Origin of the sequence: Micromonospora sp. NPDC003816, assembly GCF_042874705.1 — a bacterium.
Classification (GTDB): Bacteria; Actinomycetota; Actinomycetes; order Mycobacteriales; family Micromonosporaceae; genus Micromonospora.
Window position 1 is genome coordinate 35226 of record NZ_JBIANP010000004.1, and the last position, 25024, is coordinate 60249.

Annotated in this window: 21 protein-coding genes and 1 tRNA gene; 12 read left to right on the forward strand and 10 right to left on the reverse strand. The window is 72.8% G+C overall.

From position 1 onward, the window contains the following. Window positions 1–26: 26 nt before the first annotated feature. Window positions 27–1427 (forward strand): class II fumarate hydratase, encoded by a 1401-nt coding sequence (locus tag ACFYTT_RS15810; RefSeq protein WP_131051637.1) that lies wholly within the window; start codon window positions 27–29, stop codon window positions 1425–1427. A 435-nt stretch (window positions 1428–1862) separates the two neighbouring features. On the opposite strand, the gene ACFYTT_RS15815 is transcribed toward ACFYTT_RS15810, so the two are convergent. Next, window positions 1863–2408 (reverse strand): CGNR zinc finger domain-containing protein, encoded by a 546-nt coding sequence (locus ACFYTT_RS15815; protein WP_176095389.1) that lies wholly within the window; start codon window positions 2406–2408, stop codon window positions 1863–1865. An 84-nt stretch (window positions 2409–2492) separates the two neighbouring features. On the opposite strand from ACFYTT_RS15815, the gene ACFYTT_RS15820 reads away from it, so the two are divergent. Genes ACFYTT_RS15820 through ACFYTT_RS15830 form a run of 3 tightly spaced genes read left to right on the forward strand, consistent with a single transcriptional unit; the run spans window position 2493 to window position 5918 of the window. Beyond that, complete coding sequence (locus ACFYTT_RS15820) at window positions 2493–3452, forward strand: DMT family transporter (protein WP_176095388.1); 960 nt, start codon at window positions 2493–2495, stop codon at window positions 3450–3452. Window positions 3453–3465: 13 nt separating this feature from the next. After that, window positions 3466–4206: an HAD family hydrolase gene (locus tag ACFYTT_RS15825; protein ID WP_176095387.1), complete on the forward strand. Its 741-nt coding sequence runs from the start codon at window positions 3466–3468 to the stop codon at window positions 4204–4206. Window positions 4207–4241: 35 nt separating this feature from the next. Beyond that, window positions 4242–5918, forward strand: a complete 1677-nt coding sequence (locus ACFYTT_RS15830; protein ID WP_387259861.1) for a S8 family serine peptidase — start codon at window positions 4242–4244, stop codon at window positions 5916–5918. A gap of 83 nt (window positions 5919–6001) precedes the next feature. Here the strand turns inward: ACFYTT_RS15830 and ACFYTT_RS15835 are convergent, their stop codons facing one another. Both ACFYTT_RS15835 and ACFYTT_RS15840 read right to left on the reverse strand, forming a co-directional pair. Next, window positions 6002–6862: a hypothetical protein gene (locus tag ACFYTT_RS15835; protein ID WP_131051632.1), complete on the reverse strand. Its 861-nt coding sequence runs from the start codon at window positions 6860–6862 to the stop codon at window positions 6002–6004. 116 nt (window positions 6863–6978) lie between these two features. Next, window positions 6979–7659 (reverse strand): IclR family transcriptional regulator, encoded by a 681-nt coding sequence (locus tag ACFYTT_RS15840; RefSeq protein ID WP_236145580.1) that lies wholly within the window; start codon window positions 7657–7659, stop codon window positions 6979–6981. Window positions 7660–7722: 63 nt separating this feature from the next. Here ACFYTT_RS15840 and cysS point away from each other — a divergent pair, with 63 nt between their 5' ends. Both cysS and rlmB read left to right on the forward strand, forming a co-directional pair. Then, complete coding sequence (gene cysS / locus ACFYTT_RS15845) at window positions 7723–9138, forward strand: cysteine--tRNA ligase (RefSeq protein ID WP_131051631.1); 1416 nt, start codon at window positions 7723–7725, stop codon at window positions 9136–9138. Next, window positions 9138–10259: a 23S rRNA (guanosine(2251)-2'-O)-methyltransferase RlmB gene (gene rlmB, locus ACFYTT_RS15850; protein WP_131051630.1), complete on the forward strand. Its 1122-nt coding sequence runs from the start codon at window positions 9138–9140 to the stop codon at window positions 10257–10259. Before cysS ends, rlmB begins: the two co-directional genes overlap by 1 nt. A gap of 76 nt (window positions 10260–10335) precedes the next feature. On the opposite strand, the gene ACFYTT_RS15855 is transcribed toward rlmB, so the two are convergent. Continuing rightward, window positions 10336–11427: an ABC transporter ATP-binding protein gene (locus ACFYTT_RS15855; protein ID WP_131051629.1), complete on the reverse strand. Its 1092-nt coding sequence runs from the start codon at window positions 11425–11427 to the stop codon at window positions 10336–10338. 324 nt (window positions 11428–11751) lie between these two features. Here ACFYTT_RS15855 and ACFYTT_RS15860 point away from each other — a divergent pair. The 3 genes from ACFYTT_RS15860 to ACFYTT_RS15870 all read left to right on the forward strand — a co-directional run bounded on the left by ACFYTT_RS15860 (window position 11752) and on the right by ACFYTT_RS15870 (window position 14459). After that, window positions 11752–11828 (forward strand) — tRNA-Thr (locus ACFYTT_RS15860). A gap of 109 nt (window positions 11829–11937) precedes the next feature. Further along, window positions 11938–12774 (forward strand): hypothetical protein, encoded by an 837-nt coding sequence (locus ACFYTT_RS15865; protein ID WP_387259865.1) that lies wholly within the window; start codon window positions 11938–11940, stop codon window positions 12772–12774. Then, on the forward strand, window positions 12771–14459 hold the full coding sequence (locus tag ACFYTT_RS15870; protein ID WP_387259868.1) for a hypothetical protein: 1689 nt from the start codon (window positions 12771–12773) through the stop codon (window positions 14457–14459). Before ACFYTT_RS15865 ends, ACFYTT_RS15870 begins: the two co-directional genes overlap by 4 nt. A 140-nt stretch (window positions 14460–14599) precedes the next feature. On the opposite strand, the gene ACFYTT_RS15875 is transcribed toward ACFYTT_RS15870, so the two are convergent. Both ACFYTT_RS15875 and ACFYTT_RS15880 read right to left on the reverse strand, forming a co-directional pair. Next, a complete protein-coding gene (locus tag ACFYTT_RS15875; RefSeq protein ID WP_387259870.1) occupies window positions 14600–15706 on the reverse strand; it encodes a glycosyltransferase in 1107 nt (368 codons plus the stop codon). Then, complete coding sequence (locus ACFYTT_RS15880) at window positions 15693–16700, reverse strand: glycosyltransferase family 2 protein (RefSeq protein WP_387259873.1); 1008 nt, start codon at window positions 16698–16700, stop codon at window positions 15693–15695. Before ACFYTT_RS15880 ends, ACFYTT_RS15875 begins: the two co-directional genes overlap by 14 nt. 177 nt (window positions 16701–16877) lie before the next feature. Here ACFYTT_RS15880 and ACFYTT_RS15885 point away from each other — a divergent pair, with 177 nt between their 5' ends. Next, window positions 16878–17645, forward strand: a complete 768-nt coding sequence (locus ACFYTT_RS15885) for an enoyl-CoA hydratase/isomerase family protein (RefSeq protein ID WP_387259876.1) — start codon at window positions 16878–16880, stop codon at window positions 17643–17645. Between the two features lie 18 nt (window positions 17646–17663). Here ACFYTT_RS15885 and ACFYTT_RS15890 read toward each other — a convergent pair whose 3' ends face one another. Further along, window positions 17664–19190, reverse strand: a complete 1527-nt coding sequence (locus tag ACFYTT_RS15890) for an FAD-dependent oxidoreductase (protein ID WP_387259879.1) — start codon at window positions 19188–19190, stop codon at window positions 17664–17666. Between the two features lie 109 nt (window positions 19191–19299). Then, window positions 19300–19776, reverse strand: a complete 477-nt coding sequence (locus tag ACFYTT_RS15895; protein ID WP_387259882.1) for an MSMEG_6728 family protein — start codon at window positions 19774–19776, stop codon at window positions 19300–19302. A gap of 102 nt (window positions 19777–19878) precedes the next feature. Between ACFYTT_RS15895 and ACFYTT_RS15900 the strand changes: the two genes are divergently transcribed. After that, window positions 19879–21666: a potassium channel family protein gene (locus ACFYTT_RS15900; RefSeq protein ID WP_387259884.1), complete on the forward strand. Its 1788-nt coding sequence runs from the start codon at window positions 19879–19881 to the stop codon at window positions 21664–21666. A 33-nt stretch (window positions 21667–21699) separates the two neighbouring features. Here ACFYTT_RS15900 and ACFYTT_RS15905 read toward each other — a convergent pair whose 3' ends face one another. Continuing rightward, complete coding sequence (locus tag ACFYTT_RS15905; RefSeq protein ID WP_387259886.1) at window positions 21700–22932, reverse strand: APC family permease; 1233 nt, start codon at window positions 22930–22932, stop codon at window positions 21700–21702. A 10-nt stretch (window positions 22933–22942) separates the two neighbouring features. Next, a complete protein-coding gene (locus ACFYTT_RS15910; RefSeq protein ID WP_387259889.1) occupies window positions 22943–23698 on the reverse strand; it encodes a phosphatase PAP2 family protein in 756 nt (251 codons plus the stop codon). A 111-nt stretch (window positions 23699–23809) separates the two neighbouring features. On the opposite strand from ACFYTT_RS15910, the gene ACFYTT_RS15915 reads away from it, so the two are divergent. Further along, a complete protein-coding gene (locus ACFYTT_RS15915; RefSeq protein ID WP_131055663.1) occupies window positions 23810–25021 on the forward strand; it encodes a DUF4032 domain-containing protein in 1212 nt (403 codons plus the stop codon). The last annotated feature ends 3 nt before the right edge of the window (window positions 25022–25024 follow it).

Sequence of the window (25024 nt, forward strand, 5' to 3'; positions counted from 1 at the left end):
CCGCCCGGCGGGGCAGGATGGAACGCGTGACGACTCCAGAGACGACGGGCTACCGGATCGAACGCGACTCGATGGGCGAGGTGGAGGTGCCCGCCGAGGCGCTCTGGCGGGCCCAGACGCAGCGGGCGGTGCAGAACTTCCCGATCTCGGGCCGGGGGATCGAGCCGGCGCAGATCCGGGCACTCGCGCAGATCAAGGGCGCGGCGGCCGAGGTCAACGGCGATCTGGGCGTGATCGACGCGAACGTGGCCGCCGCGATCGCCGCAGCCGCCGCGCACGTGGCCGACGGCGGGTACGACGACCAGTTCCCGGTCGACGTGTTCCAGACCGGCTCCGGCACGTCGTCCAACATGAACACCAACGAGGTGATCGCCACGCTGGCCGGGCGGGAACTGGGCAACGCCGTCCATCCCAACGACGACGTCAACGCCTCGCAGTCCAGCAACGACGTCTTCCCCTCCTCGATCCACCTGGCGGCCACCGAGGCCGTCGTACGGGACCTGCTACCGGCACTCGACCACCTGGCCGCCGCGCTGGAGGCGAAGGCGTCGGAGTTCGAGACCGTGGTCAAAGCCGGGCGTACCCACCTGATGGACGCCACGCCGGTGACCCTCGGGCAGGAGTTCGGCGGGTACGCCGCCCAGATCCGCTACGGCCTGGAGCGGGTGGAGGGCGTGCTGCCCCGGCTGGCCGAGCTGCCGCTGGGTGGTACGGCGGTGGGCACCGGCATCAACACGCCGCTCGGGTTCGCCGCCCGCGTGATCGACAAGCTGCGTGACTCGACCGGGCTGCCGCTGAGCGAGGCGCGGAACCACTTCGAGGCGCAGGGCGCCCGCGACGCCCTGGTGGAGACCTCGGGCCAGTTGCGGACCGTCGCGGTGGGGCTTTACAAGATCGCCAACGACATCCGCTGGATGGGCTCCGGTCCGCGCGCCGGCCTGCGCGAACTGCGCATCCCCGACCTCCAGCCGGGCTCGTCGATCATGCCGGGCAAGGTCAACCCGGTGGTCTGTGAGGCGGTCCGGCAGGTCTGCGCGCAGGTGATCGGTAACGACGCCACGGTGGCCTTCGCCGGCTCGCAGGGCGACTTCGAACTGAACGTCATGCTGCCGGTGATGGGCCGCAACCTCCTGGAGTCGATCCGGTTGATCGCCGCGTCGAGCCGCCTGCTCGCCGACCGCTGCGTGGTCGGCCTGGTCGCGGACGCCGAGGTCTGTCTGTCGTACGCCGAGGGCTCGCCGTCGATCGTCACCCCGCTCAACCGCCACCTCGGGTACGACGAGGCCGCCTCGATCGCCAAGGAGGCGCTGGAGAAGCAGGTCTCCATCCGGGAGGTGGTGGTCTCTCGTGGCCACGTCGAGTCCGGCAAACTCAGCGAAACCCAGTTGGACGAGGCGCTCGACCTGCTCCGGATGACCCACCCCTGAGGCCCCGCGAGGGACGGTTCTGCGGGGGTGCGGCGGGCCGCTGATTGCGGCGGATGCTGCGGAGCCAGGTCGCGCGGGCGGGCCAGGACACGGCACGGGTGTCCTGTCGAGCTGAGTCGGATATGCCATCGCCCCCGGCAGTGGGACCGCCCGGCCGGGGGAGCGGGCGGAGGGCGAGGCATGCTGTCCCGTCGGCTCCGTGTGCCTCGGGACGCCATGAACATGCTCGATCCAGGATCGAGTGGTCATCGCGGACGGCCGATGCCACTCGATCCTGGATCGAGCGTGACCTTGGCGGAGACACCGACCCCGCGTGGCCTTGGGGCAGGACCTCGACCCTGAGCGTGGCCTTGGTGGCTAGACCTTGACTCCGAGCTCAGCAGGACGGGGCGACGGGCAGCTTGGCGCGGTGGGCAGGACGGGGCGACGGGCAGGTCAGGTGCGGGCGGCGGCCTTGCGGGCGCGGTAGGCGCTGACGGCGGCCCGGTTGCCGCAACCCGCCTCGCAGAACCGGCGGGACCGGTTCTTCGAGAGGTCGACCAGTACGTTGTCGCAGGCGGGGTGGTCGCAGGTCCGCAGTCGGCGCAGCTCGCCGCCCCGGACCACGTCGGCGATCGCCATCGCCGCCTCGACCGCCATCCGGGTGGCCAGTGGGGCGTCGCGGGGGACGGCGTGCAGATGGTACGGCTCGTCGTCGTGCGTGATGAGCTGCGGCAGCGCGCGATGCTCGCGGAGCAGCCCGTTGACGATCTCGACGATCTCGTCGATGTCGGCGGACCAGAATCGTCGCAGCCGGGGGCGCAGGGCGCGTACCGCGCGGAGCTCGGCCTCGCTGTGCTCGTGCCGGCCGCTGTAGGAGTGGGTGACGTAGAACGCGTCCAGCGCGGCGACGTCGGGCAGCTTGTCGCCGTCCCGCCCGTCGGTGTTGACCAGCGCGGCGGCGGCGGTGAGCGAACATTCGGTGTCATGGGCGAAAAGCAACTTGACTCCTGTCGTGGCCCCGCTTTAGCGTCATCGGTGTAAGCCTAGTTTGCCCATGGCGGGCGACCGTGCCAAGGAGAGTCGATGCGTCATTCCCCCGTCGCGGGGGCCGGGCTCGCCCTGGCCCTGCTCTCCGCGGTCACGTTCGCCACCTCGGGCACCTTCGCCCGTTCGTTGATCAATGATGGCTGGTCCGCCGAGGCGGTCGTCGTCGCCCGGGTCGGCATCGCGGCTCTGGTGCTGGCCGGGCCGGCTCTGCTGGTGCTGCGGGGCCGGTGGGCGGTGCTGCGCCGCAACATCGCCTCGATCGGTGTCTTCGGGCTGCTCGGGGTGGCGCTCGCCCAGGTGTGCTTCTTCAACGCGGTCCGTTACCTGCCGGTCGGGGTCGCGCTGCTGCTGGAGTACCTCGGCATCATCCTCGTGGTCGGTTGGACCTGGCTGATCCAGGGGCAGCGCCCCCGCCGGCTGACCGTGGCCGGCTCGGCGGCTGCCCTCGCCGGCCTCTTCTTCGTGCTCGATCTCACCGGAGCCGGGCGGCTCGACCCGATCGGGGTGCTCTGGGGGTTGGGCGCGGCGGTCGGGCTGGCCGGCTACTTCGTACTGGCCGGCCGGGTCGACGCCGCACTGCCGTCGGTGGTCATGGCCAGTGGCGGGATGGCCGTCGGTGCCGGCGCACTGCTGCTGCTCGGCCTGCTCGGCGCGCTACCACTGCGGGCCGACTTCGGCACGGTCGAGTTCGCCGGGCGGGAGACGAGCTGGCTGGTGCCGATCGTCGGCCTCGCGCTGGTGGCGGCGGTGGTCGCATATCTGGCCGGGATCGCTGCGGCCCGCGTCCTCGGTGCCCGGATGGCCTCCTTCGTCGGGCTCACCGAGGTGATGTTCGCGGTGCTGATCGCCTGGCTGGTGCTGGGTGAGCTGCCGACGGTCGTGCAACTGCTCGGCGGGGCGTTGATCGTCGCCGGGGTGGCCCTGGTCCGCCTCGACGAACTGCGCGCACCCGTCATCCCCGACCAGGCGAAGGCGGCGGAGCCCGCCCTGACATGACACCCTTTTCGGCATGCTGAGCACGGTGGTGTTCGACGCCGACGAGACTCTGCTGGATCTGCGTCCGGCCGTCGCCGGCGGGTTGGTGACCGTACTCGACGAGATGCGGCGACTGACCCCGGCGGCGGCCGAGGTGTCGCTCGCCGACCTGGAGTCGGACTGGGACGCCGTCTTCGGTGATCTGGCCTCGGCGCCGGTGACGGAGATCCGTCGGGCGGCACTGGCCCGTTCGTTGGCCCGTGCGGACCTCGGCGGCCACCTGGACGAGTTGGCCGGGGTCTTCTTCGCCCGCCGCTTCGCGCTCACCCGGCCCTTCCCCGACGTGCTGCCCGCGCTCACCGCACTGCGGGCGCGGTGGGCGCTCGGCTTCGCGACGAACGGCAACAGCCGCGCGGAACGCTGCGGCCTGGCCGGTGAGTTCTCCTTCGAGGTGTACGCACACGAGGACGGCCTGCCCAAGAAGCCGGCGCCCGAGTTCTACGAAGCGGTGTGCGCAGCTGCCGGGGTGCCGCCGTCGCAGGTGGTGCACGTCGGGGACAACCCGGCGTTCGACGTGGTCGGGGCGCAGCGGGCCGGTCTGCGGGCGATCTGGCTGAACCGACGGGGCGACTCGCTCCCGGCCGGTGTGCTGCCGGACGCGACAGTGTCCTCGCTCGCGGAGTTGCCTGCCGTCCTGGTCGGCCTTTCCGGCGAAGCGGATCTTCCTCCGCGTAAGCGACGCCGGTCTGGCGAAACGTCATGCGTTGATGTCTGATGACGCCACGTCCCTCAAAGAGAGGATTCGATGTGGTGAGCAAGCGCTTCACCGTCGGTGTCGTCGCGACCGCGGCGGCACTGGCACTCACGGTGACGGGTTTGGGCGTGCCGGCCAGCGCCGAGCCGACGACCGTCCGAACGTTCACCGTGGTCGCGGAGGACGGGTTCTCCGCCGACGCGGCCCTCGCCGCGATCCGGTCGGCCGGCGGGACCGTGGTGTCCCGCACCGACGAGGTCGGCGTGTTCCAGGTGACCAGTGACCGGGCCGACTTCGCGACGAAGGCGACGGCCGCCGCTGCTCTGATCGGCGCCGCCGAGCAGAAGGCGATCGGCCGCAAGCCCAAGCTGGACCGGGTCGAGCAGGAACACCTGCTGGCCGTGGCCGCCGCGAAGGGGACCGCTAAGCAGCGGGGCAAGAAGCTGGACCCACTCGACGACAAGCTATGGGGCCTGGAGATGATCCGGGCCGACAAGGCGCGCAAGATCGAGCCGGGCGACCGTCGGGTGACCGTCGGTGTGCTGGACACCGGCGTCGACGCCGCCCACCCGGACATCGCGCCCAACTTCAACTGGGCCCTGTCGCGCAACTTCGCCCCGGACATCCCCGAGATCGACGGGGAGTGCGAGGTGGCGAGCTGCCTCGACCCGGCCGGCACCGACGACGGCGGGCACGGTACGCACGTCGCCGGCACCATCGGTGCCGCCGCCAACGGCTTCGGTCTCTCCGGCGTCGCCCCGAAGGTCTCCCTGGTCAACCTCAAGGGTGGCCAGGACTCCGGGTACTTCTTCCTGAACCCGGTGGTCAACGCGCTGCTGCACGCCGGCCGGTCGGGCCTGGACGTGGTGAACATGTCGTTCTACGTCGACCCGTGGCTCTATAACTGCACCGCCAACCCGGCCGACTCCCCGGAGGCGCAGGCGGCGCAGCGGGCCACCATCCGCGCCATGAAGCGGGCCCTGACCTATGCCCACAACCGGGGCGTGACCCTGGTCGGCGCGCTCGGCAACAACCACGAGGACCTGGGCGACCCCCGGACCGACGTGTCCAGCCCGAACTACGGTGACGTCGCGCCGTACCCCCGGGAGATCGACAACGACAGCTGCTGGGACCTGCCCGCCGAGGGGCCGCACGTGATCAGCGTGTCCTCGGTCGGCCCGTCCGGCAAGAAGGCCGACTACTCCAACTACGGCACCGAGCAGACGGCGGTGGCCGCACCGGGTGGATGGTTCCGCGACGGGTTCGGCACCGACACGTTCCGCACCGACGCCAACATGATCCTCTCCACCTACCCGAAGAAGGTGCTCCAGGAGGAGGGGACGGTCGACGAGGCCGGCAACGTGGTGCCGGGCGCCGAGACCTTCGTGTTCAAGGAGTGCAAGGCCAACGGGCAGTGCGGCTACTACACGTACCTCCAGGGCACCTCGATGGCCGCTCCGCACGCCTCCGGCGTGGCCGCGCTCATCGTGAGCAGGCACGGCAAGCCGCAGGGCCGGGGCGGCTTCGGCCTGGCTCCGAAGCTGGTCGAGAAGCACCTGCTCCGCACCGCCACCGAGCGGGCCTGCCCCGAACCTCGGTTGCAGACCTACACCGACGAGGGCCGGCCGGCCGAGTTCGACGCGTACTGCGACGGTTCGGTGAACTTCAACGGCTTCTACGGCCACGGCATCATCGACGCGTACGCGGCGGTGACCGCCCCGCTGCGCCGGTGACCGGGTAGGACACCCGCCCTCGACGGGCGAACACACGGCCCGGCCGGGTTGCCCCCGGCCGGGCCGTCCCCCGTTCTGCTCCGTCACCGGCGGTCACCGTCGAGAAGCGCGCTGCCGATCTCGCGAGCGACCCCGGGGAGGTCCTGGTGCAGGCGCCGGCCGGTCACATGTCGCACCAGCCAGCCCGCACCGACCAGTGGATAGAGCCGCTGACCGTCGAACTCCACCGCCACGCGCTGCTCAGGCCAGGCCAGGCCGGGCCGCAGCACCACACCGCCGGGCAGGGGCACCGGATGGTGGGCGACCGGGCGGGGCAGACCGGCCAACACCAGCCCGACCCGCAGCCGCGACTCGTCGGGGGACTGCGCGGCCGGGTCGGCCAGATCGAACACCCAGCGCGCCCGGCGTCCGCCGGGACGGTCGTCGTTCACGGCCGCCACCTCGTCCAACGCCGCCCGGGTGGTCAGCCCCCGGCCCAACAGCGCGTCCACGATGCCGACCGAGCGGCTCGGCTCCAACCACACCGCGCTCTCCCAGGCGGCGCGGGCGGTGTCGGTGTGCGGGGGGACGCCCTTGATCGTCAACCCGGCCAGCGACTGCGGGGGCTCGGTGTGCACCTGGAGCCCACGCTGACTGCGCAGCCCGGCCCGGGGCGGCACCAGGACGTGGACGGCCTGGTCGAAGTCGGCGGCGTGCCCGATGCCGTGCAGGTAGGCCGCGGAGGGCCCGGCGACGGCCGCCCCGGCGGGCAGTTGCAGGGCGGCCGCGCGGCAGGCCAGGGTGTGGTCGCGGTCGAGCCGCGCGTCGGCGTAGACGTCGTGCCGCAGTCGGACCCAGGCGGAGTTGCGGAGTTGGTGGGCGGTGAGCAGACCTCGGCGGACGACGTCCGACCCGCGGAAGACCTGCCACGCCAGGGCGTCCGGTGGCTGTGTGCGAACTGGCATGACAGCAGCCTGCGGTCCGGCTCACCGACCGGGCGACCCCTGTGGACAACCGCGACGACGACCGGGACCACCGCCTGTGGACAACGCTCACCGAGTGCGCGTGATGTGGTATGCGGTCAGCTCAGCGCGGTGGCGATCGCGGTGGCGGCGGCGAGCACCTGCGCACCGACCGCCTCGGCATCCAGTGGAGCCAGCGCGACGACCCCCACGCTCGCCTCCAGACCGGGCACCCCGAGCACCGGCGCGGCCACCCCGTACGCGCCGGGTTGCAGCTCACCGGCGGTGCTCACCGGGCCGACGGCGCCGGTCCGCCCGGCGAGGATGGCCTGCCCGGCGGCACCCCGCTCCAGCGGGTGCCGGGCCCCGGTCCGGTACGCGACGTGGAACGACGTCCAACTCGGCTCGACCACCGCCAGCGCCACCCCCTCGCCCCCCTCCACCACGGTCAGGTGGGCGGTGGCCCCGGCCTGCTCGGCCAGTCGACGCAGCGCGGGCAGCGCCCCCTCGGCGAGCAGCGGTTGGGCCCGCCGGGCCAGGTGCAGCACGCCGGCACCGAGGCGGAGTCGACCTGCGGCGTCCCGGCGCAGCATCCCGTGCCCGGCCAGCGGGCCGACCAGACGGTAGACGGCCGCCCGACCGATACCCAGCCGGGTCGCCGCCTCGGTGACCGTCAGCCCGCCCGACGCCTCCGCGACCAGGTGCAGCAGCCGCAGACCCCGGTCCAGCGTCTGCGACGTCTCGCCACCGGGTACGGCGGGTGACGGCGGATCGATGTCGGGTGTCGCTGCGGAGTCCACGAGCAGCAGCGTACGACCCGGCTCCGGCGGACCCGGAAAACGACGGACGGCTACCCTTGTACGGTGACGCTACGCCTGTATGACACCGCCACCCGATCGGTGCGGGACTTCGTCCCGCGGGAAGCCGGCAAGGTGGGGGTCTACCTGTGTGGTCTCACCCTCCAGGCACCGCCGCACATCGGCCATCTCCGTTCCGGCGTCAACTACGACGTGTTACGGCGTTGGCTGCTGGCCGCCGGTTTCGAGGTCACCTTCGTCCGCAACCTGACCGACATCGACGACAAGATCCTGGTCAAGGCGCAGGAGCAGGCGCAGCCGTTCTGGTCGATCGCGTACGCCAACGAGTTGAAGCTCGGCGAGGCGTACCGGGCGTTGAACGTGCTGCCGCCGACCTACGAACCGCGCGCCACCGGGCACATCCCGGAGATGCACCAGCTCATCGCGGAGTTGATCGACCGGGGGCACGCGTACCCGGCCACCGACGACTCCGGGGACGTCTACTTCGACGTGCGGTCCTGGTCGGCGTACGGCGCGTTGTCCAACCAGTCGCCGGACGACATGCTCTCCGTCTGCGAGGGCCCGGAACGCGGCAAGCGGGACCCGCGTGACTTCGCGCTCTGGAAGGGTGCGAAACCGGACGAGCCGACCGACGCCTACTGGTCGTCGCCGTGGGGACGGGGACGTCCCGGCTGGCACATCGAGTGCTCGGCGATGTGCTGGCGCTACCTCGGCGCCGAGTTCGACATCCACGGCGGCGGGCTGGACCTGATCTTCCCGCACCACGAGAACGAGCTGGCCCAGTCGCAGGCCGCCGACCTGCCGTTCGCCCGGTACTGGGTGCACCACGGCCTGCTCGGCATCGGCGGGACCAAGATGGGCAAGTCGCTGGGCAACACCCTCGACCTGGCCTACGTGGCCTCGCTCGGGGTACGCCCGGTCGAGCTGCGCTACTACTACGTGGCCGCGCACTACCGCTCCCGGATCGACTACTCCGAGGACGCGTTGCGGGAGGCTGCGGTCGCGTACCGGCGGATCGAGGGCTTCGTCCAGCGGGCCGTCGAACGGGTCGGGGTCGGCCAGGTCGGCGAGGTGCCGGCGGCGTTCGCGGCGGCGATGGACGACGACCTCAACACCTCGGCCGCGCTGGCCGTGCTGCACGACGTGCTGCGCGACGGCAACTCCGCGTTGGCGTGCGCGGACGATGTGACCGTCCGCACGACGCTCGCCGACGTCCGGGCCATGCTGGATATCCTCGGCGTCGACCCGCTCGACCCGGCGTGGGCGGGCGGCGCCCGGGCGAGCGACCTCCGTGGTGTGGTGGACTCCCTGGTCGCCCTGGCACTCGAACAGCGCGCACAGGCCCGGGTCCGCAAGGACTGGGCCGCCGCCGACGCGCTGCGGGATCAACTCAAGCGAGCCGGTGTGGTGGTCGAGGACACCCCGCAGGGCCCGCGTTGGACAATTGGAGAACATGACTGATGGCCGGCAATTCGCAACGCCGTGGCCGGCGGATGACGTCGAAGGCGGGGGCCCCGAAGGGCTCCGGCGGCAAGAACCGGGACTCCCTCGCCGGGCGTGGCCGGACCCTGCCGGCCGACGAACGTCCCTGGCACAAGGGTTACTCGGGCACCGAGAAGCTGCCCCAGCGCACCGCCTGGAAGCAGGAGAAGGAGCGTCGGGCGGCGGCCGAGGAGGGGCGCGCCCCCAAGATCGGCCAGCCCGGCAGCAAGGACACCACCTGGGGCCGGGGCGGCGGTCGGGGCACCCCTGCGGCCAAACCGGCCCGAGGTAAGCAGCCCGCCGGGCGTGGCGGCCCCCGGGTCGCGCCGGGCCGCAAGTCGAACCCGGCGAAGGACACGCCGGAGCTGCTGGTCGGGCGCAACCCGGTGCTGGAGGCGCTGCGCGCCCAGGTGCCGGCCACCGCGCTCTACACCGCGCAGGGCATCGACGTCGACGACCGGATGAAGGAGATCGTCCGGACGGCGGCCGACCGGGGCATCGCGATCCTTGAGGTCAGCCGCGCCGAGCTGGACCGGATGACCGGGGGCGTGCTGCACCAGGGCGTCGGCCTCCAGGTGCCGCCGTTCGCGTACCAGCCGTTCGAGGACCTGGTCGCGGCGGCGGTGGAGCAGGCGGCGCCGCTGCTGGTGGCGCTGGACGGCGTCACCGACCCGCGCAACCTCGGCGCGGTGATCCGCTCGGCCGCCGCGTTCGGCGCGCAGGGTGTCTTCGTACCCGAGCGGCGGGCTGCCGGGATCACCGCGACCGCCTGGCGGACCAGTGCCGGCGCGGCGGCCCGGGTGCCGGTGGCGCAGGTCACCAACCTGACCCGTTCGCTGAAGGCGTGCCAGGACGCCGGTTTCCTGGTCGTCGGCCTGGACGCCGACGGCGAGACGGACCTCTACGACCTGGAGGCCGCCGTCGGCCCGCTGGTCGTGGTGGTCGGCTCGGAGGGGCGCGGGCTGTCCCGGTTGGTCGGGCAGACCTGTGACCTGACGGTGAGCATCCCGATGATCTCCGAGGTGGAGTCGCTCAACGCGAGCGTCGCCGCCGCGGTGACGCTCGCCGAGGTGGCGCGTCGCCGCGCCGTCGAGCTCTGACCCCGTCACGAGCCACGAGGAGTACGCGGAAGGGGCGGCCCGCCGATCGGCGGGCCGCCCCTTCGCGGTTGCTACGTCAGATCCGCTTGCCGTTGGTGGCGTGGAAGACGTGGCTGCGGCCGGTACGCGGCTTCACGAAGATCGTGTCGCCCATGTTCGGGCTGTGCTGCCGGTCGGTCCGCACCACGAAGCGCTCGGAGGAGCCGTCCAGGGCGGCGTGCCCGTAGACGTTGGCGTCCGAACCGAGGTCCTCGACCAGCTCGACGACGACCGGCATGCCGCCCTCGGTCGGGCTGACGATGTCGCAGTCCTCCGGGCGGAAGCCCACGGTGACCTTGCCGTCGCCGCCCTCGGCGCGGGCCGCCTCGGCCTGCTCGCGGGTCAGCGGGACGAACAGCTCGGCGAACGCCGCGCCCTGCTCGGTGAGCGGCACGGTCTTGATGTTCATCGCGGGCGAGCCCATGAAGCCGGCGACGAAGACGTTGGCCGGGGTGTCGTAGAGCGCACGCGGGGTGTCCACCTGCTGGAGCACACCGTCGAGCATGACCGCCACCCGGTGACCCATGGTCATGGCCTCGACCTGGTCGTGCGTCACGTAGACGGTGGTGACGCCGAGCTTGGCCTGCAGCGAGGCGATCTGGGTACGGGTCTGCACCCGGAGCTTGGCGTCGAGGTTCGACAGCGGCTCGTCCATGAGGAAGACCTGGGGCTCCCGGACGATGGCCCGGCCCATCGCGACCCGCTGGCGCTGACCACCGGAGAGCGCCTTGGGCTTACGGCTGAGGTACTCCTCCAGCTGGAGCAGCGCCGCCGCCTCCTTGACCCGACGGTCGATCTCGGCCTTGGAGGTCTTGCGCAGCTTGAGCGCGAACGCCATGTTCTCGTACACCGTCATGTGCGGGTACAGGGCGTAGTTCTGGAAGACCATCGCGATGTCGCGGGCCTTCGGGGGGAGGTGCGTGACGTCCCGGTCGTCGATGTAGATCGCGCCGTCGTCGACGTCCTCCAGGCCGGCGAGCATGCGCAGGCTGGTGGACTTACCACAACCGGAGGGGCCGACCAGGACGAGGAACTCCCCGTCGCCGATCTGGAGGTCGAGCTGGTTGACCGCGGGGCGTTCGGTGCCCGGGTAGATCCGGGACGCCTTCGCGTACGTGACCGTAGCCATGAGGGGGTGCGCTTCCTTTCACCGGCAGGAACGTGCCGGACGATCCGAGTGAAGGAGCGACCGGCACAGGAGACCCGTACCGGCGCGACGGACGACGTGAGGCGAACCCCGGTGTCGTCCGTGTCACTGCACGGTAAACGGCTTTCGCCGCAATGCCAAGGTTCGGGACGATGCATGGGACTGAGAGCATTCGCATTCCGGTCACTCGGGCACGGTCGGACACGAATCGACGCCTGCGGGTCGGGATGTTGACGTTTCCCGTGCTCGGGACCCCTGCCGAGCGGGAAAAGCAGACGTCGGTCGCTATGCTGACCGGGAAACAACGCCCCTGTAGCTCAGCTGGCCAGAGCACCCGCCTTGTAAGCGGGATGTCGCCGGTTCGATCCCGGCCGGGGGCTCCATCCGTATCGCGCACGGAACACCGGGCGACACCTCGTCGTGGCCGGGCGTTCAGGCGGGCTGGTTACCGTCCGCCTGAACGCCCCCGCCACCCCAGGGACACCCACCGCCGTGCACCACGCGAACCACTACTACGGGCACTCCCACGTGCTGTCCCGCTACTGCGGACTCGACGACCGGGAGCCGCCCCGCGTACCCGGTTACCTGCAACACGGCTGGAACATCGGCGACGGGATGGCTCCCGACCACGAGTTCGTACCCGGGGTGCCGTTGTTCCTCTGGTCCGAGCGGACGCGTCGACGCGCCTGGTCCCTCGGGCACCGGCGGACGTACGTGGTCGGCGCGCCCTTCGCGTACCTGGCCGCCCTGACGCCCGAGGAGCCGTCCCGGCGGGAGGGCACCATCTGGTACCCCTTCCACGGCTGGGAGGGACAGCGGATCCTCGGCGACCACGGCCGGCTGGTCGACGAGATCCGGGCCGTGGAGCCGGGCCCGGTGACGGTCTGCCTCTACTGGCAGGAGCACCGGTCGAAGCGGGTCCGCACGTACTACGAGCGGGCCGGGTTCCGGGTCGTCTGCCACGGCTACCGGGGTGGCCGGTGGACCGACCTCGACCCGGAGTTCCTCGACCGGCAGCTCACCGAACTGCGCCGGCACCGGCGGGTCGCCTCCAACCGGCTGTGCAGCGCGATCCTCTACGGCGTCCTGGCCGGCTGCGAGCCCGCCGTGTACGGCGACCCGATGCAACTGGCCGGGGAGACTCCCGTCTGGGGCGGCCAGCCACGCATCCGTCGCCAGTGGGCCGACCTGCACGGCTCCCGGGTCGACGTGACCGTCGCCCGCGAACTGGCCGACGCCGAGCTGGGCGCCGACCGCCTGCTCACCTCCGCCGAACTGCGCCACCTGTTCCGCTGGCCGCACCCTGCCGTCGTACCGGCTCCGGTATGACCTCCGGAGCCCCGCGCCTGCTCGGCGGCGAGATGCTCGCCTGGTCGGACCTCGACGGATCGCGTGGCCCCGGCCCGGTGGGCGGTCCGACGTTGACCGGGCTGCTGACCGCCGTCGGCGGACGCACCCTGGTGGTCGGCCCGCACCACCCCGACCTGCTCGACGCGGTGCCGTCGCCCGACCTGACGATCCTGGTACGCGGGCTGCCGGACGCCGAGACACTGACCACCCGGTACGCCGATCGGCCGGAAGTCCAGGTGTACTGCGGCAGCCCCGAGAAGCTGCCCGCCTCGCCGCAGTACGACACCCTGGTCGCCCTGGACGGCCTGGGTCGGCTCACCTCGGTCGAAGGGTCGGATCTGAGCTGGACGGACCTGTTCGACCTGCTGGTGTCGATGCTGCGCCCCACCGGTCGACTGCTGCTCGGAGCGGAGAACCTCCTCGGGCTGCACCGGCTGCCGTGGCCGCCGCCGGAACGCACCGACTCCGACTGGACCGCGCCGGAGGAGTACGACCACACCCGCCCTGGCGGCCTGCCCCGGCTGCGGGACCGGCTGGCCGCGTCCGGTCTGTGGACCGTCGGCACCTGGGCCACGTTCCCCGGCCCGCGTACGCCGACCGCCCTGCTCGGTACCGACCTGCTGGCCGACACCGACCTGACCGGCTTTCTCCAGGCAGCCCTGAGCGCGACCGATCCGGGGCCTTCCGTGCCGCCGCCCGCCGACCTGGGCCCGCTCGCCGAACTGGGCCGATCCGTGCCGCCGCTCGCCGATCCGGCGCGGTTGGCCTTGGTGGCGCTCCGGCACGGGGGCGCCACGGAGCTGGCCCCCGGCTGGGTGGTGCTGGCCGAGCGACTCTCCGGCACCAACACCACTCCGGAACGGCATGACGACTCGGACGAGGGCGCCGATCCGGTCGGGAGTCGACCGCCGGCGGCGGTGCTGAGCTGGGGCGGCCGGCGGGGGCGAGAGGTCCACCGTGGTCCGGCTGGCGGATGGCGGTACGCCGACGGGGCGGTGGTGCCGTCGGGGCGTACCGCCGAGGATCTGGTGCTTGCGGCGACGGCGCGGCGGGAGGTGCCCGCGCTGCGTGCGCTGTTGACCGCCTGGCAGGCCGGTCCGCTCGCGGACGTGCCGGCGGACCAGGTGGTGGTCCCACCGCACGGTGCCTGGCACGCCGTGACGGCGGCCGAGCCGACCGAGGTGGTCCGGCGGGCGTACGCCGAGGCGACGGGCCGCACCGAGTCCCCGACCGGGCCGGTGGAGGGGGAGTCGCGGGAGGTCGGGTCGGACGTGGTGTTGCGCCGGTTGGCGTCCCGGATGACCGATGCCGGGCTGGCGTACCTCTGGCCGGCCGGTGAGCTGGCGTCCACTCTGGCCACCCTGGCGGGGCGGGATCCGGTGCCGTTCGCCGACGACCGTGCGCAGGCGGTCGCAGGGGGGTGGCGGGAACTGCTCGTCGACCGGGACGAGCTGGCCCGGGAGGTGGCCGAGGCCCGCGCCCTGGCGCAGTGGTACGAGCGGACGCTGACCGAGCGGGACCGCGAGTTGACCCGGTTGCGGCGGATCGTCTCGCTGGTGAGTGGCACCCCGACCGCCCGTGCCGGCCGAATCCTGCTGGCCGGTGCCCGCACCGCCCGTCGTACCGCCCGCACCGCCCTCCACCACCTCCGCCACCCCACCTGACCCCACCCCACCCGCCCCGCGCCGCCCGGATTCCGACGATCATGGAGTGGTGGTCAGTGCAAAGAGGGCTCAAAGGTGCGTATCGCCTACCACCACTCCATGATCGCCGAGGGAAGAGGGGCGGGGGCGGGGCGACGAGGTCAGCGGAGGGCGGCGTAGAGGGATTCCAGGGTGCGGGTTTGGCGGTGGAGGTCGAAGCGGGTGGCGGCGTGACGGTGGGCCTGGTCACCGAGACGGTGGCGTAGGCGTGTGTCGGTGAGGAGCCGACGGAGGTTGGCGGCGAGAGCGGGTGGATCGGCCTCGGGTCCGAGCAGGCCGTTCACCTCGTGCGTGACCGCTTCGGGAATGCCACTGTGGTACGTCGACACCACCGGTACGCCCAGACTCGCCGCCTCCAGGATCGTGGTGGGCAGCCCCTCGGTGTCGCCGTCGGCGGCGGTACGGGACGGGGCGGCGAGCACCCGGGATCCGGCGATGTGTCGCATCACCTCGTCCGGTGGCAGTGCCCCGGCGAAGGTGGCGTCTACTCCCGACCGTTCGGCCTGGGCGCGTACGTGGGCGTGCAGTGGACCGGTGCCGATGAGCAGTACCCGGGGGCGCAGATCGTCGAGCAGGCTCACGGCCTCGACGAGGTCGTCCACGCCCTTCTTCTCGACGAAGCGGCCGACGAAGACGACGTCCCAGTTCTTGGGGCCGGTGGGCGGCTCGGCCGGTACGGGTACGCCGGTGTGGTGGACACGTACCTTGGTCGGGTCCGCGCCCAGCTCCAGCGCCCGGTCGCGGATCGGGCCGGAGACGGCCAGGACCACCGCGGCCCGGTCGAAGGCGGTCCGGAGGTGACGCCGGTGGCGGGCGCCCCGCCAACCCGGGGTGGACGGCTGTCGGGTGACGTCCAGCCCGTGCAGGGTGATCACCAGCGGGATGCCGAGCCGGGTCGCGGTGCGGCTGACCAGCCAGCCGTCTCCGCCGAAGTGGGCGTGGACCACGTCGGGCCGGAGCCGGGCCAGCATCCGGTGCAGGCGGGGCAGCTCGCCGGTCAGCCGGAGCCGCAGCCAGTCCCGGCGGCCACGGGGGGTGTCCGGGCAGAGCAGGACGTCGGTGTCCCGGCTCAACGGCGAGTCGACCCGGACCGCACCCAGGTGGACCGCGCGCCAGGTGGGCAGCGCGTCGGCCTGGTGGCGGACGAACGTCTCCGACCCGGGCAGCAGGCAACTCCGCCAGACCACCACGACCCTATCGCCGGACATCGGCTCCGGGCTCCGCCGCCACCGGGGCCGAGGTGGGAGGCGGGGCAGGGACGGGGCGTACGGGTCGCCGGCCGAGGATGCGATCGCGTACCCGGTGGCGCAGGAACGGTGGGATCAGCCAGATCTGCGCGAACGTGAGGTAGTCGACCAGCCCCGGGTCGCCGTGCCGGTGTGCTTCGGCCAGCAGCAGGCGGAAGACCCGGAGACTGCGGGTGGGCGCGGCCATCGAGCTGATGATGCTCATCGTGATCGCCGCGTACGCGCGCGGGGTGATCAGCGGCCGGATGCCGCGCAGCCAGGCGAGTTGCTCCTCCCACGGCGAGCTGAGGCTGATCCGGGGACGATCCTCGTCCTGGTGCCACAGCACCAGCGGTTCGGCGGCGAAGACCAGTGCGACGTCGGGGTGGCCGGTGGCGCGGACGGTCCAGTCGAGTTCCTGCTGCCGGCGTAGGCCGACGGTGAACGGGACCCGGCGCAGCAACTCGGTCGGTGCCATGATCGTCGAGGTCTGGATGAAGCCGTCACCGTGGAACAGGCCCCGGCGCACGGTCAGGTACTCACTGATCGGCTCGCCCGGCTCGGGGAGGCGGCGGGGCAGCACGAACTCCGCCCGGGGCGTCTTGTTGATCAGACGGCTGGCCACGACCGGGCTGGGCACGCGGGTGCGTCGGGCCAGGTCGAGCTGGACGGCGAGCTTGGTGGGCAGCCATTCGTCGTCATCGTCGAGCAGTGCCGTCCACGGCGCGCGGGCCTCGCGTACGCCGGTGTTGCGGGCGTTCGGCGCGCCGCCCCGGCCGGGCAGCTCCACCACGCGTACCCGGGGGTCGCCGATCTCGGCGAGGGCCGCGCCGGTGGCGGCGTCCGGTCCGTCGACGACCACGATGACCTCGATGTCGGTCACGGTCTGGGCGAGGACGCTGCGGACCGCGCGGGTCACCAACGCGGGCCGGGCGAAGGTCGGCACGACCACGCTGACCTGGGGTGTGGAAACCATGCTCACCTGCTCGCTCGGGCCGGGTGGGAGGTGCGCGCAGGACGACGCTGTCAGGCGTGGGCGGCCCGCCGGTGAATACCGGGCAGCTACCAGGCGTACATCTCGGGTCACCGGACGGCCGACGGACCCGGCGGCGGTGCGGGTTACCCTCAGGCCGTCGGCAGGAGGGGGTGGACGGTGGCGGACGCGGAACTCGTGGTCGAGGTGACCGGCCCGGTGGCCACGGTGGTGATCCGCAACCCGGGTCGCCGCAACGCGATGACGACGGCGATGTGGCGGCAGTTGCCGGTGCTGCTCGACGGCCTGGAGGCCGATCCGGCGGTACGCGTCCTGGTGCTCACCGGCGCGGACGGCACCTTCTGCGCCGGTGCCGATCTGGGTGACCTCGACGAGGTGCTGGACCCCGGTGACGGCAACGTGGTGGACGTGGCGGAGCAACGGCTGGCCGACGTCGCCAAGCCGACCGTCGCCGCGGTGCGGGGTGCCTGCGTCGGCGGCGGCTGCCTGCTCGCCGTCGCCTGTGACCTGCGGCTGGCCGCCGACGACGCGCGGTTCGGCGTACCGCCTGCGCGGCTCGGCCTGGTCTATCCGGCGCCGGCCACCCGACGGCTGACCCGGCTGGTCGGCCCGTCGACGGCCAAACACCTGCTCTTCACCGGTGAGCTGGTCGACGCCGGCCGGGCGCTGCGGACCGGCCTGGTGGACGAGGTGCTGCCCGGCGACGGTCTGGCCGCCCGGGTCGACGCACTCACCGCGACGATCGCCGAGCGTTCACAGCTCAGCGTCGCCGCCGCCAAGGAGATCGTGGACGGTCGGGCCGACGCGGACCGCGTCGCCTGGTGGCACGGGCAGGCGCGGGACAGCGGCGAGGCTCGGGAGGGCGTCGCGGCCTTCCACGAACGGCGTCCGGCCCGGTTCGGCTGGACCCCGCCGACCACCGGCTGACCTGCTCGCCCCGACGGCTCAGGGGCGGGCGAGCAGACCTCGGGGGCGTACCGAGTGGATCGGCTCGGCCGCGCCGCCCTCGGCCCGCAGGATGTGGTTGGCGGCCAGGATGCCGGTGGCCGCGGACCGTTCCATCAGCGCGCTGGGGAAGTCGGTGCGGATGCCGTCGCCGGCCAGATAGAGCCCGGCGGCCTCGGTGCGTACCCCGGGCCGGCCGGGATGACTGCCGGGGGTGAAGGCGGGGGCCTTGGCCTCGACCCGGGCACGCCGCTCGCGGACCCGCAGCCGGTGCGCCTCCGGCCAGAGCGCGCCCAGCTCGGCCCACATCCGGTCGGCCACCTCGTCGGCGGGCACGTCCGGATCGCAGGCGTACGCGTGCAGCTCGATCACCGAGCCGCCGGTCTGCGCGGCCCAGCGTCGCGGCTCCTCCTCCAACCGGTGGTACAGCGTCACCGAGTCCAGGGTGGCCTGCCGGGACACCCCGTTGAAGGTCGCCCGACCCGGGTCCACGTCCCCGTCGCACCAGTGCCTCGCCACCGCGTACGGCGGGCCGGGCCGACCGTACGCGGGCATCGCCGCCGCCAGCGTCGGTGCCTCCTGGGCCAGTGCCGGTGCGGCGGCGACCAGGTCGGCCAGGGCCGGCGGGTCGAGGGCCAGCACCACGTGCCGGGCCGGGTACGAGCCGTCGGTGGTGCGTACCCGCCAGCCGGTGCCCTCGCGGTCCAGCGCGGTCGCCGCGACACCGGTGCGGACGCGACCGCCGTGACGCTCCACGTACCGGGTCAGCGGCTGCCAGATCGCGGTGGCGTAGTCCTCGTCCGGGCAGTCGAAGGCCAGCCCCTCGGGGTTGCCGAGCAGATAGAAGTGGAACTGCGCGATCATCTCGGCGGCCGACATCTGCGCCTCGTGGTTGAAGAACGAGTGCGAGAAGACCTCGAAGAGCATGGCCCGGGCGCGGTCCGGCAGCCGCAGCGAGGTGAGCAACTCGTCGGCGGTGCGGTGGTCGAACTCGGCGTAGGTGCGCTCCGGGTGGAAGGTCAGCAGCGGCAGGGCGGCGTCGCGGTCCATCGTGCGCAGGTCACGCAGCCGCAGGCTGGGGCTGCGGGCGAGCAGGGTGAGCAGGTTGGCCGGCGGGGCGGGTGGCAACCGTCCGAACTCCTCGGTCGGCCACTGCGCGCTGAGCACCGGGTAACCGGGCATCGGGCGCAGGAACCGCAGCGTCGGATCGACCCGACGCAGGATGTTGCGCCAGTTGTAGTACTGCCGGAAGAAGGCGTGGAAGCCGTGTTCGTCGACCTGCGGGGTGCCGTCGGCGAGCGCGTCGGGCCAGGCGCCGAGCCGGCCGCCGAGCGTCGGCGCGGCCTCCAGCACCGTCACCTCGACACCGCGTTCGGCGAGCACCACCGCCGCCGACATGCCGGCGATGCCGCCACCGACCACGACCGCCTGCACGGGACGCGGCACCCGGGTCGCGCCACCGCCGCCCGGGTCCACCTGGTGCGGCCGTACGCCGATGAGCCGACCGAACACCTGAGACAGCTTCACACCGCACCTCCCGATCGCCCCACAGTCTGCCCGACGCGGTCGGCAGCGCCCTGCCGCGTGTAAGGAGGGGACCCCTGTAATACACGAGGCGATAGCAGGGGGCCCTTCCTTACACGGCGGGGCGGCGGTCGGAGTCGGGCCAGACGTACTCGACGTCGATGGGGGTGTCGTCCCCGAAGATCGGGCGGTAGTGCGTGGGATCCTTGCGCAGCAGCGACGAGCGGTGGCTCAGGTGCAGGTCGGCGCGACCGAGCCAGGGCGGCAGCTCACCCGCCTCGGCCAGCTCCTGCTGAGTACGGACCCGCGTGATGTCCCGGGCGTCGGCGAGGTCGACGGTCAGCGTGGTGGCGCAGGTGTCGGCCCGTCCGGTGGCGCTCCAGACCGCGCAGACGTCCAGGCCGTACCGGGTGAGGGCCTCCTCGTAGCCGGTCCACATCTTCACCGCGGGGTGGTGCCGCCAGCCGTACCCGGGGCGGGTCAGTCCACGCAGCACCTGGATCGCCTCCACCCGCTGCTTGCCGAGCCGCCGTTGGTCCAGCGTGCCGGCGCTGGCCAGGAAGTCCGGGTACGGCAGGAAGGTCTGCATGGGGCTTGCCGTACCCGTCCTTGACCCGGACATGCCGGGCAGGGGTCTTCATGATCGTCGCGGGGCTGCGCGGACTGCGACCGGCTGTTTACCATGCGAAGCATGGCGGAGCCGCTGATCGATCGCGCCCGGCGGGCAGGCCGCCGGTTGCGGGTCAACGGCGAGCCACGGGCGCACTACGTGGTCTGCGGCCAGGATCCGCTGGCGTACTGGGTGGTGCGGGCGATGCTGGCCAGCGAGACGCAGACCGGGCGGTTGAGGATCACCCTCGTCGTGCCCGAGCGGCAGCGGTCGCCCGGCCCGGACGGGCGTGACCTGCCCGGCATCGAGGTGGTCCCGGCCGACCGGCTGGACGAGGCGACGTTCCGTCGGGCCGGGCTGGCCGGCGCGGCCGGGTTGGCCCTGTTGCACCAGGACGACGTGGGCAACATGCAGGCCGCCCTCTGCGCGCAGGAGGTCGAGCCCCGGCTGCGGCTGGTCGTGCGGATGTTCAACACCGGCCTGGCCAACGGCGTACGGCAGATCTTCCCCGACTCGTCGGTGCTCTCCGACGCCTCGATGGCCGCCCCGGCCTTCGTGGCCGCCGCGCTCGGCGAGGTCGCGCCGACGCACTTCCGACACGGCGGGCGCACCCTGTACGTGGCCCGCCGCGACGACGTCCGCCCGAGCGAGATCGTCTGCGGGGTGGCCGACACCCGCGACCCCCAGCAGGACCTGGTGCTTCCCGCCGACGACGAGGACGCCGACGTGGTGCTCGCGGAGGCCGTCGGCCGCCCGGCCGGCACCGAGTTGGCCGCCCGCCGGCTGGTCCGGGCCCGGCGTCGACGGCGCCCGGTGGCGATGCTGCTCGGGGCCGTACGCGGCTTCGCCACCCGCAAGATCGGCATCGCGGTGTTCGTGCTGCTCGCCGTGATCGCCGCGTTTGGTGCCCTCTACGGGCGCGCCGCTCACGTCTCCTGGGCCAATGCGCTCTACCTGACCATGGTCACCACGCTCACCGGGCAGGACCCGGACATCGAGAAGGACAGGGCCGAGAAGGTCATGCAGGTGGTGCTCAACCTCGCCGGGGTGGCCCTGATCCCGCTGATCACGGCGGTGGTCGTCGACGGTGTGGTCCGGGCGAGGCTGGCCCTGCACGCCGGGCGGAACTTTGTCGAGCGTTCCGGGCACGTCGTGGTGGTCGGCCTGGGCAACATCGGCACCCGGGTGATGGCCCAGCTCAACGACTTCGGCGTCGAGGTGGTCGCGATCGACAGCAACGCCGACGCCCGGGGTGCCGGGTTGGCCCGGCGGCTGGGCGTACCGCTGGTGGTGGGCGACGCGGCGCAGGAGGAGACGCTGCGCGCCGCCTCGATCGCCACCTGCCAGGCGCTGGTGGTGGTCTCCACCGACGACGGCGCCAACCTGCGGGCGGCGCTGAACGGCCGGACGGTGAACGACCAGCTCCGGGTGGTGCTGCGGCTCTTCGACGGCGACTTCGCCGAGCGGGTGCAGCGGGCCTTCGGCATCGGCACCTCCCGCAGCGTCTCCTATCTGGCGGCACCGTCGTTCGCGGCGGCCCTGCTGGACCGCGCGGTGATCGCCACCATCCCGGTCGGCCGGCACGCGCTGCTGGTCACCGAGGTCGCGGTGGCGGCCGGTTCGAGGCTGGACGGCCGGACACTCGCCAGCGTCGGCCGACCGGGCAGCGTCCGGTTGCTCGCGCACGCCCGGGTCGGGCAGCGTCTCGACTGGTCACCGGACCGGCGGATGATGGTCTCGGCGGGGGACCGGCTGACCGTGATGGCCCGCCGGGCCGGGCTGAACTCCCTGCTCCGCGAGGTCGCTCCACCCGAGCCGGAGCCGCCGGCACCGACCGGCCCACCGGTGCCGCGCGAGGCCGAGGAGTGACGGCACCGGCCACCACCGAGTGAGCAGCTCGGGTCAGGCGCGGGTGGGGCGCAGCGCGTACCAGGCGGCGCCGAGGGCGAGTACGCCGAGGCCGGCGAGCACGCTGGTCAGCGGCAGGTTGACCGCGAGCAGGACGCAGCCGACCAGCCCCAGCACGGCGAGGGCCCGCACCGGCAGTCTCCGCGCCGGGTCCCGGCCGAGGGTCAGCGCCGCCGCGTTGGTGATCGCGTAGTAGACCAGCACGGTGACGCTGGAGAAGCCGATCGCGGCCCGGACGTCACCGAGCGCCACCACCAGGATCACCACGGCGGCGACGGCCAGTTCGGCGCGGTGCGGCACCCGGTGTACGGGGTGCACGGCGGCCAGGGCGGCGGGCAGGTCGCGGCGGCGGGCCATCGCCAGCGTGGTGCGACCTACCCCGGCCAGCAGGGACAGCAGCACCCCGGTCACCGCGACGGTCGCCCCGGCGCGGACCACCCAGGCCAGGCCGGGCAGCCCGGCGGCGCTTACCACGTCGGCCAGCGGTGCGGTCGACCCGGCGAGCCGGTCCGGCCCGAGCACACCGAGTGCGATCACGGCCAGCACCAGGTAGACCACCAGCACCAGGCCGAGCGCCAGCGGCACCGCCCGGGGGATGGTCCGCTCCGGCTCCCGGACCTCCTCGCCGAGGGTGGCGATCCGGGCGTATCCGGCGAAGGCGAAGAAGAGCAGGCCGGCGGCGGTGAGCACGCCGCGCGCGGAGCCGCCGGGCTGGTCGATCCGAGCGAGCTGGACGCCGGTCGCGCCGGCCACCGCCACCAGGGCCAGCACCGCCAGCACGACCAGCACCAGGAGCCGGGTGGCGGTGGCGGTCTTGGCGACGCCGCGCAGGTTCACGCCGGTCACCGCGACGACGGCGGCGACGGCCACGAGCCGGGCCTGTCCGGGCCAGAGGTACGCCCCGACGGTCAGCGCCATCGCCGCGCAACTCGCCGTCTTGCCGACCACGAACCCCCAGCCGGCGACGAACCCGGCGAACGGGCCGAGCCGTTCCCGCCCGTAGACGTAGGTGCCGCCGGACTCCGGGTAGCGGGCCGCCAGCCGGGCCGAGCTGGTCGCGTTGCAGAACGCCACCGCACCGGCCAGCGCCAGCGCGACCAGCAGTCCGGTGCCGCCGGCTGCCGCGGCGGCCGGAGCGAAGACCACGAAGACGCCCGCGCCGAGCATCGAGCCCAGACCGATGACGACCGCATCCGGTACGCCCAGCCGCCGCACCAACCGTTCCACGGCCCGCAGCCTAGGGGCGTTCGGTGAACGGAGCGCTCCAGTGGCGTAGCCGTTCGGGGAGCGGCAACCCGTCCCAGGGCACCCGGTGCAGCAGCCGGTCCAGCAGCAGGCCCAGCAGCAGGGCGGCGAGCCCGTCGGTGAGCCAGTGGAAGTTCAGGTAGGTGGTGGTGACCAGCAGGATCGCCGGGGGCGCGTACCGGACCAGTCGGTAGAGCCCGGTCCGGAGCCGGCCGGCGGTCAGCGCGAGCAGCAGTGCGGCGATCACGCCGTACCAGACGATCGCGTTCGCGACGTGGCCCGACGGGTACGACAGCGAGTAGGTGTCCGGTGGCAGCTCGTGGAAGATCCGTACCGCCTCCTCCGGTGCCAGGAACGGCTCCTTGACCGAGGCGGTCGGGGCGGCCCGGTCGGTCCAGAGCTTGAGCGGACCGATCGTCAGCGTGGTGACCACGAGAGCGGCACCCACCAGCAGGAACGGCCGGATCGTACGGCGTCGCCAGGCCACCGCCACCGCGAGTCCGCCGGAGAGCGGCAGCAGCAGCCCACCGCCCTGACCGAGCAGGTTGAACGCTCGGGCGATCCAGTACAGCGGGGTGGGTGCGTGAGCGAAGGCCCACTCGCTCACCGCGAGGTCGAGGCCGTAGAACCGGCCGGTGGCGAGCGCGGCGGTCAGCGCCGCGAACCCGGCGATCAGCAGGGCGTCGCACCACCAGCCGGCCGGGCGTACCGGCGCCGGGCGCAGCCTCCGGGGTGTCGTTTCCCGCACCCCGCCACGCTACCGGGCCGTCGGGGTGGATCGACCGCGCCTCCGTCCCGGCACTGTGGGGCCGACCACGCGGGGAAGCGTTCCGGGCGGCGAGCCGTCAGACTTGACGCCGTGCGGATCACTTCGGCCCTCGTAGACCCGGCGTTGCTCGACCTGCCCTGGTCGACACCGTTGGAGGAGTGGCCGGCCGAACATCTGGTCGCACTTCCGCAGGGCATCTCCCGGCACGTGGTGCGTTTCGTCCGCCTCGGCGGGTTCGTCTACGCGGTCAAGGAGACCGGCGAGCGGGTGGCCGAGCGGGAGTACGACCTGCTGCGGGCGCTGGAACGGATCGACTTCCCGTCGGTGCAGGCGGTGGCGATCGTCGCCGACCGGCAGTCCGACGCCGGTGAGCCGCTCGACCCGGTGCTGATCACCCGGCACCTCCAGTTCTCCCTGCCGTACCGGGCGTTGTTCTCGCACACGCTGCGGCCGGAGACGATGGGCCGGCTGCTGGACGCGCTCGCCGCGCTGCTGGTCCGGATGCACCTGACCGGCTTCTTCTGGGGCGACTGCTCGCTGTCGAACACGCTGTTCCGGCGGGACGCGGGCGCGTTCGCCGCGTACCTGGTCGACGCCGAGACCGGGGCGCTGCGCAGCGCGCTCTCCAACGGCCAGCGTGGCGAGGACCTGGAGATCGCCCGGGTCAACATCTTCGGCGAGGCGCTCGACCTCGCCGCTGCCGGCCTGCTGCACGACTCGATCGACCCGGAGGTGGTCTGCGAGGAGGTCGTGCAGCGGTACGAGCGGCTCTGGCACGAGATCACCTACGAGCAGCAGGTGGAGCGGGACGGTCGGCACGACGTCGAGGGCCGGATCCGGCGACTCAACGAGATGGGCTTCGACGTGGCCGAGGTGGCCATGTCGACGATCGACAACGGGCGGTACCTCATCCGGCCGAAGGTGGTCGACGCCGGCTACCACCACCGGCGGCTGCTCCGGCTCACCGGTCTGGACGCCGAGGAGAACCAGGCCCGCCGGCTGCTCAACGACCTCGACGCGTACCGGGCGGAGAGCGACCTGATCGACGAGCAGCAGGCCGCGCACCGCTGGCTGACCGAGGTGTTCGAGCCGGTGGTCCGCGCCGTGCCCGCGCACCTGCGGCGCAAGCTGGAGCCGCAGGAGCTGTTCGCGCAGATCATCGAGCACAAGTGGCTGCTCTCCGAGGAGGCCGGGCGGGACGTCGGCATGCGGCACGCCGTGCACTCGTTCCTCGGCGACGTGCTGGTGCACCGCCCCGACGAGCAGGCGGTGCTCGGCGTGGAGATCCCGGCGCCCCGCTGACCG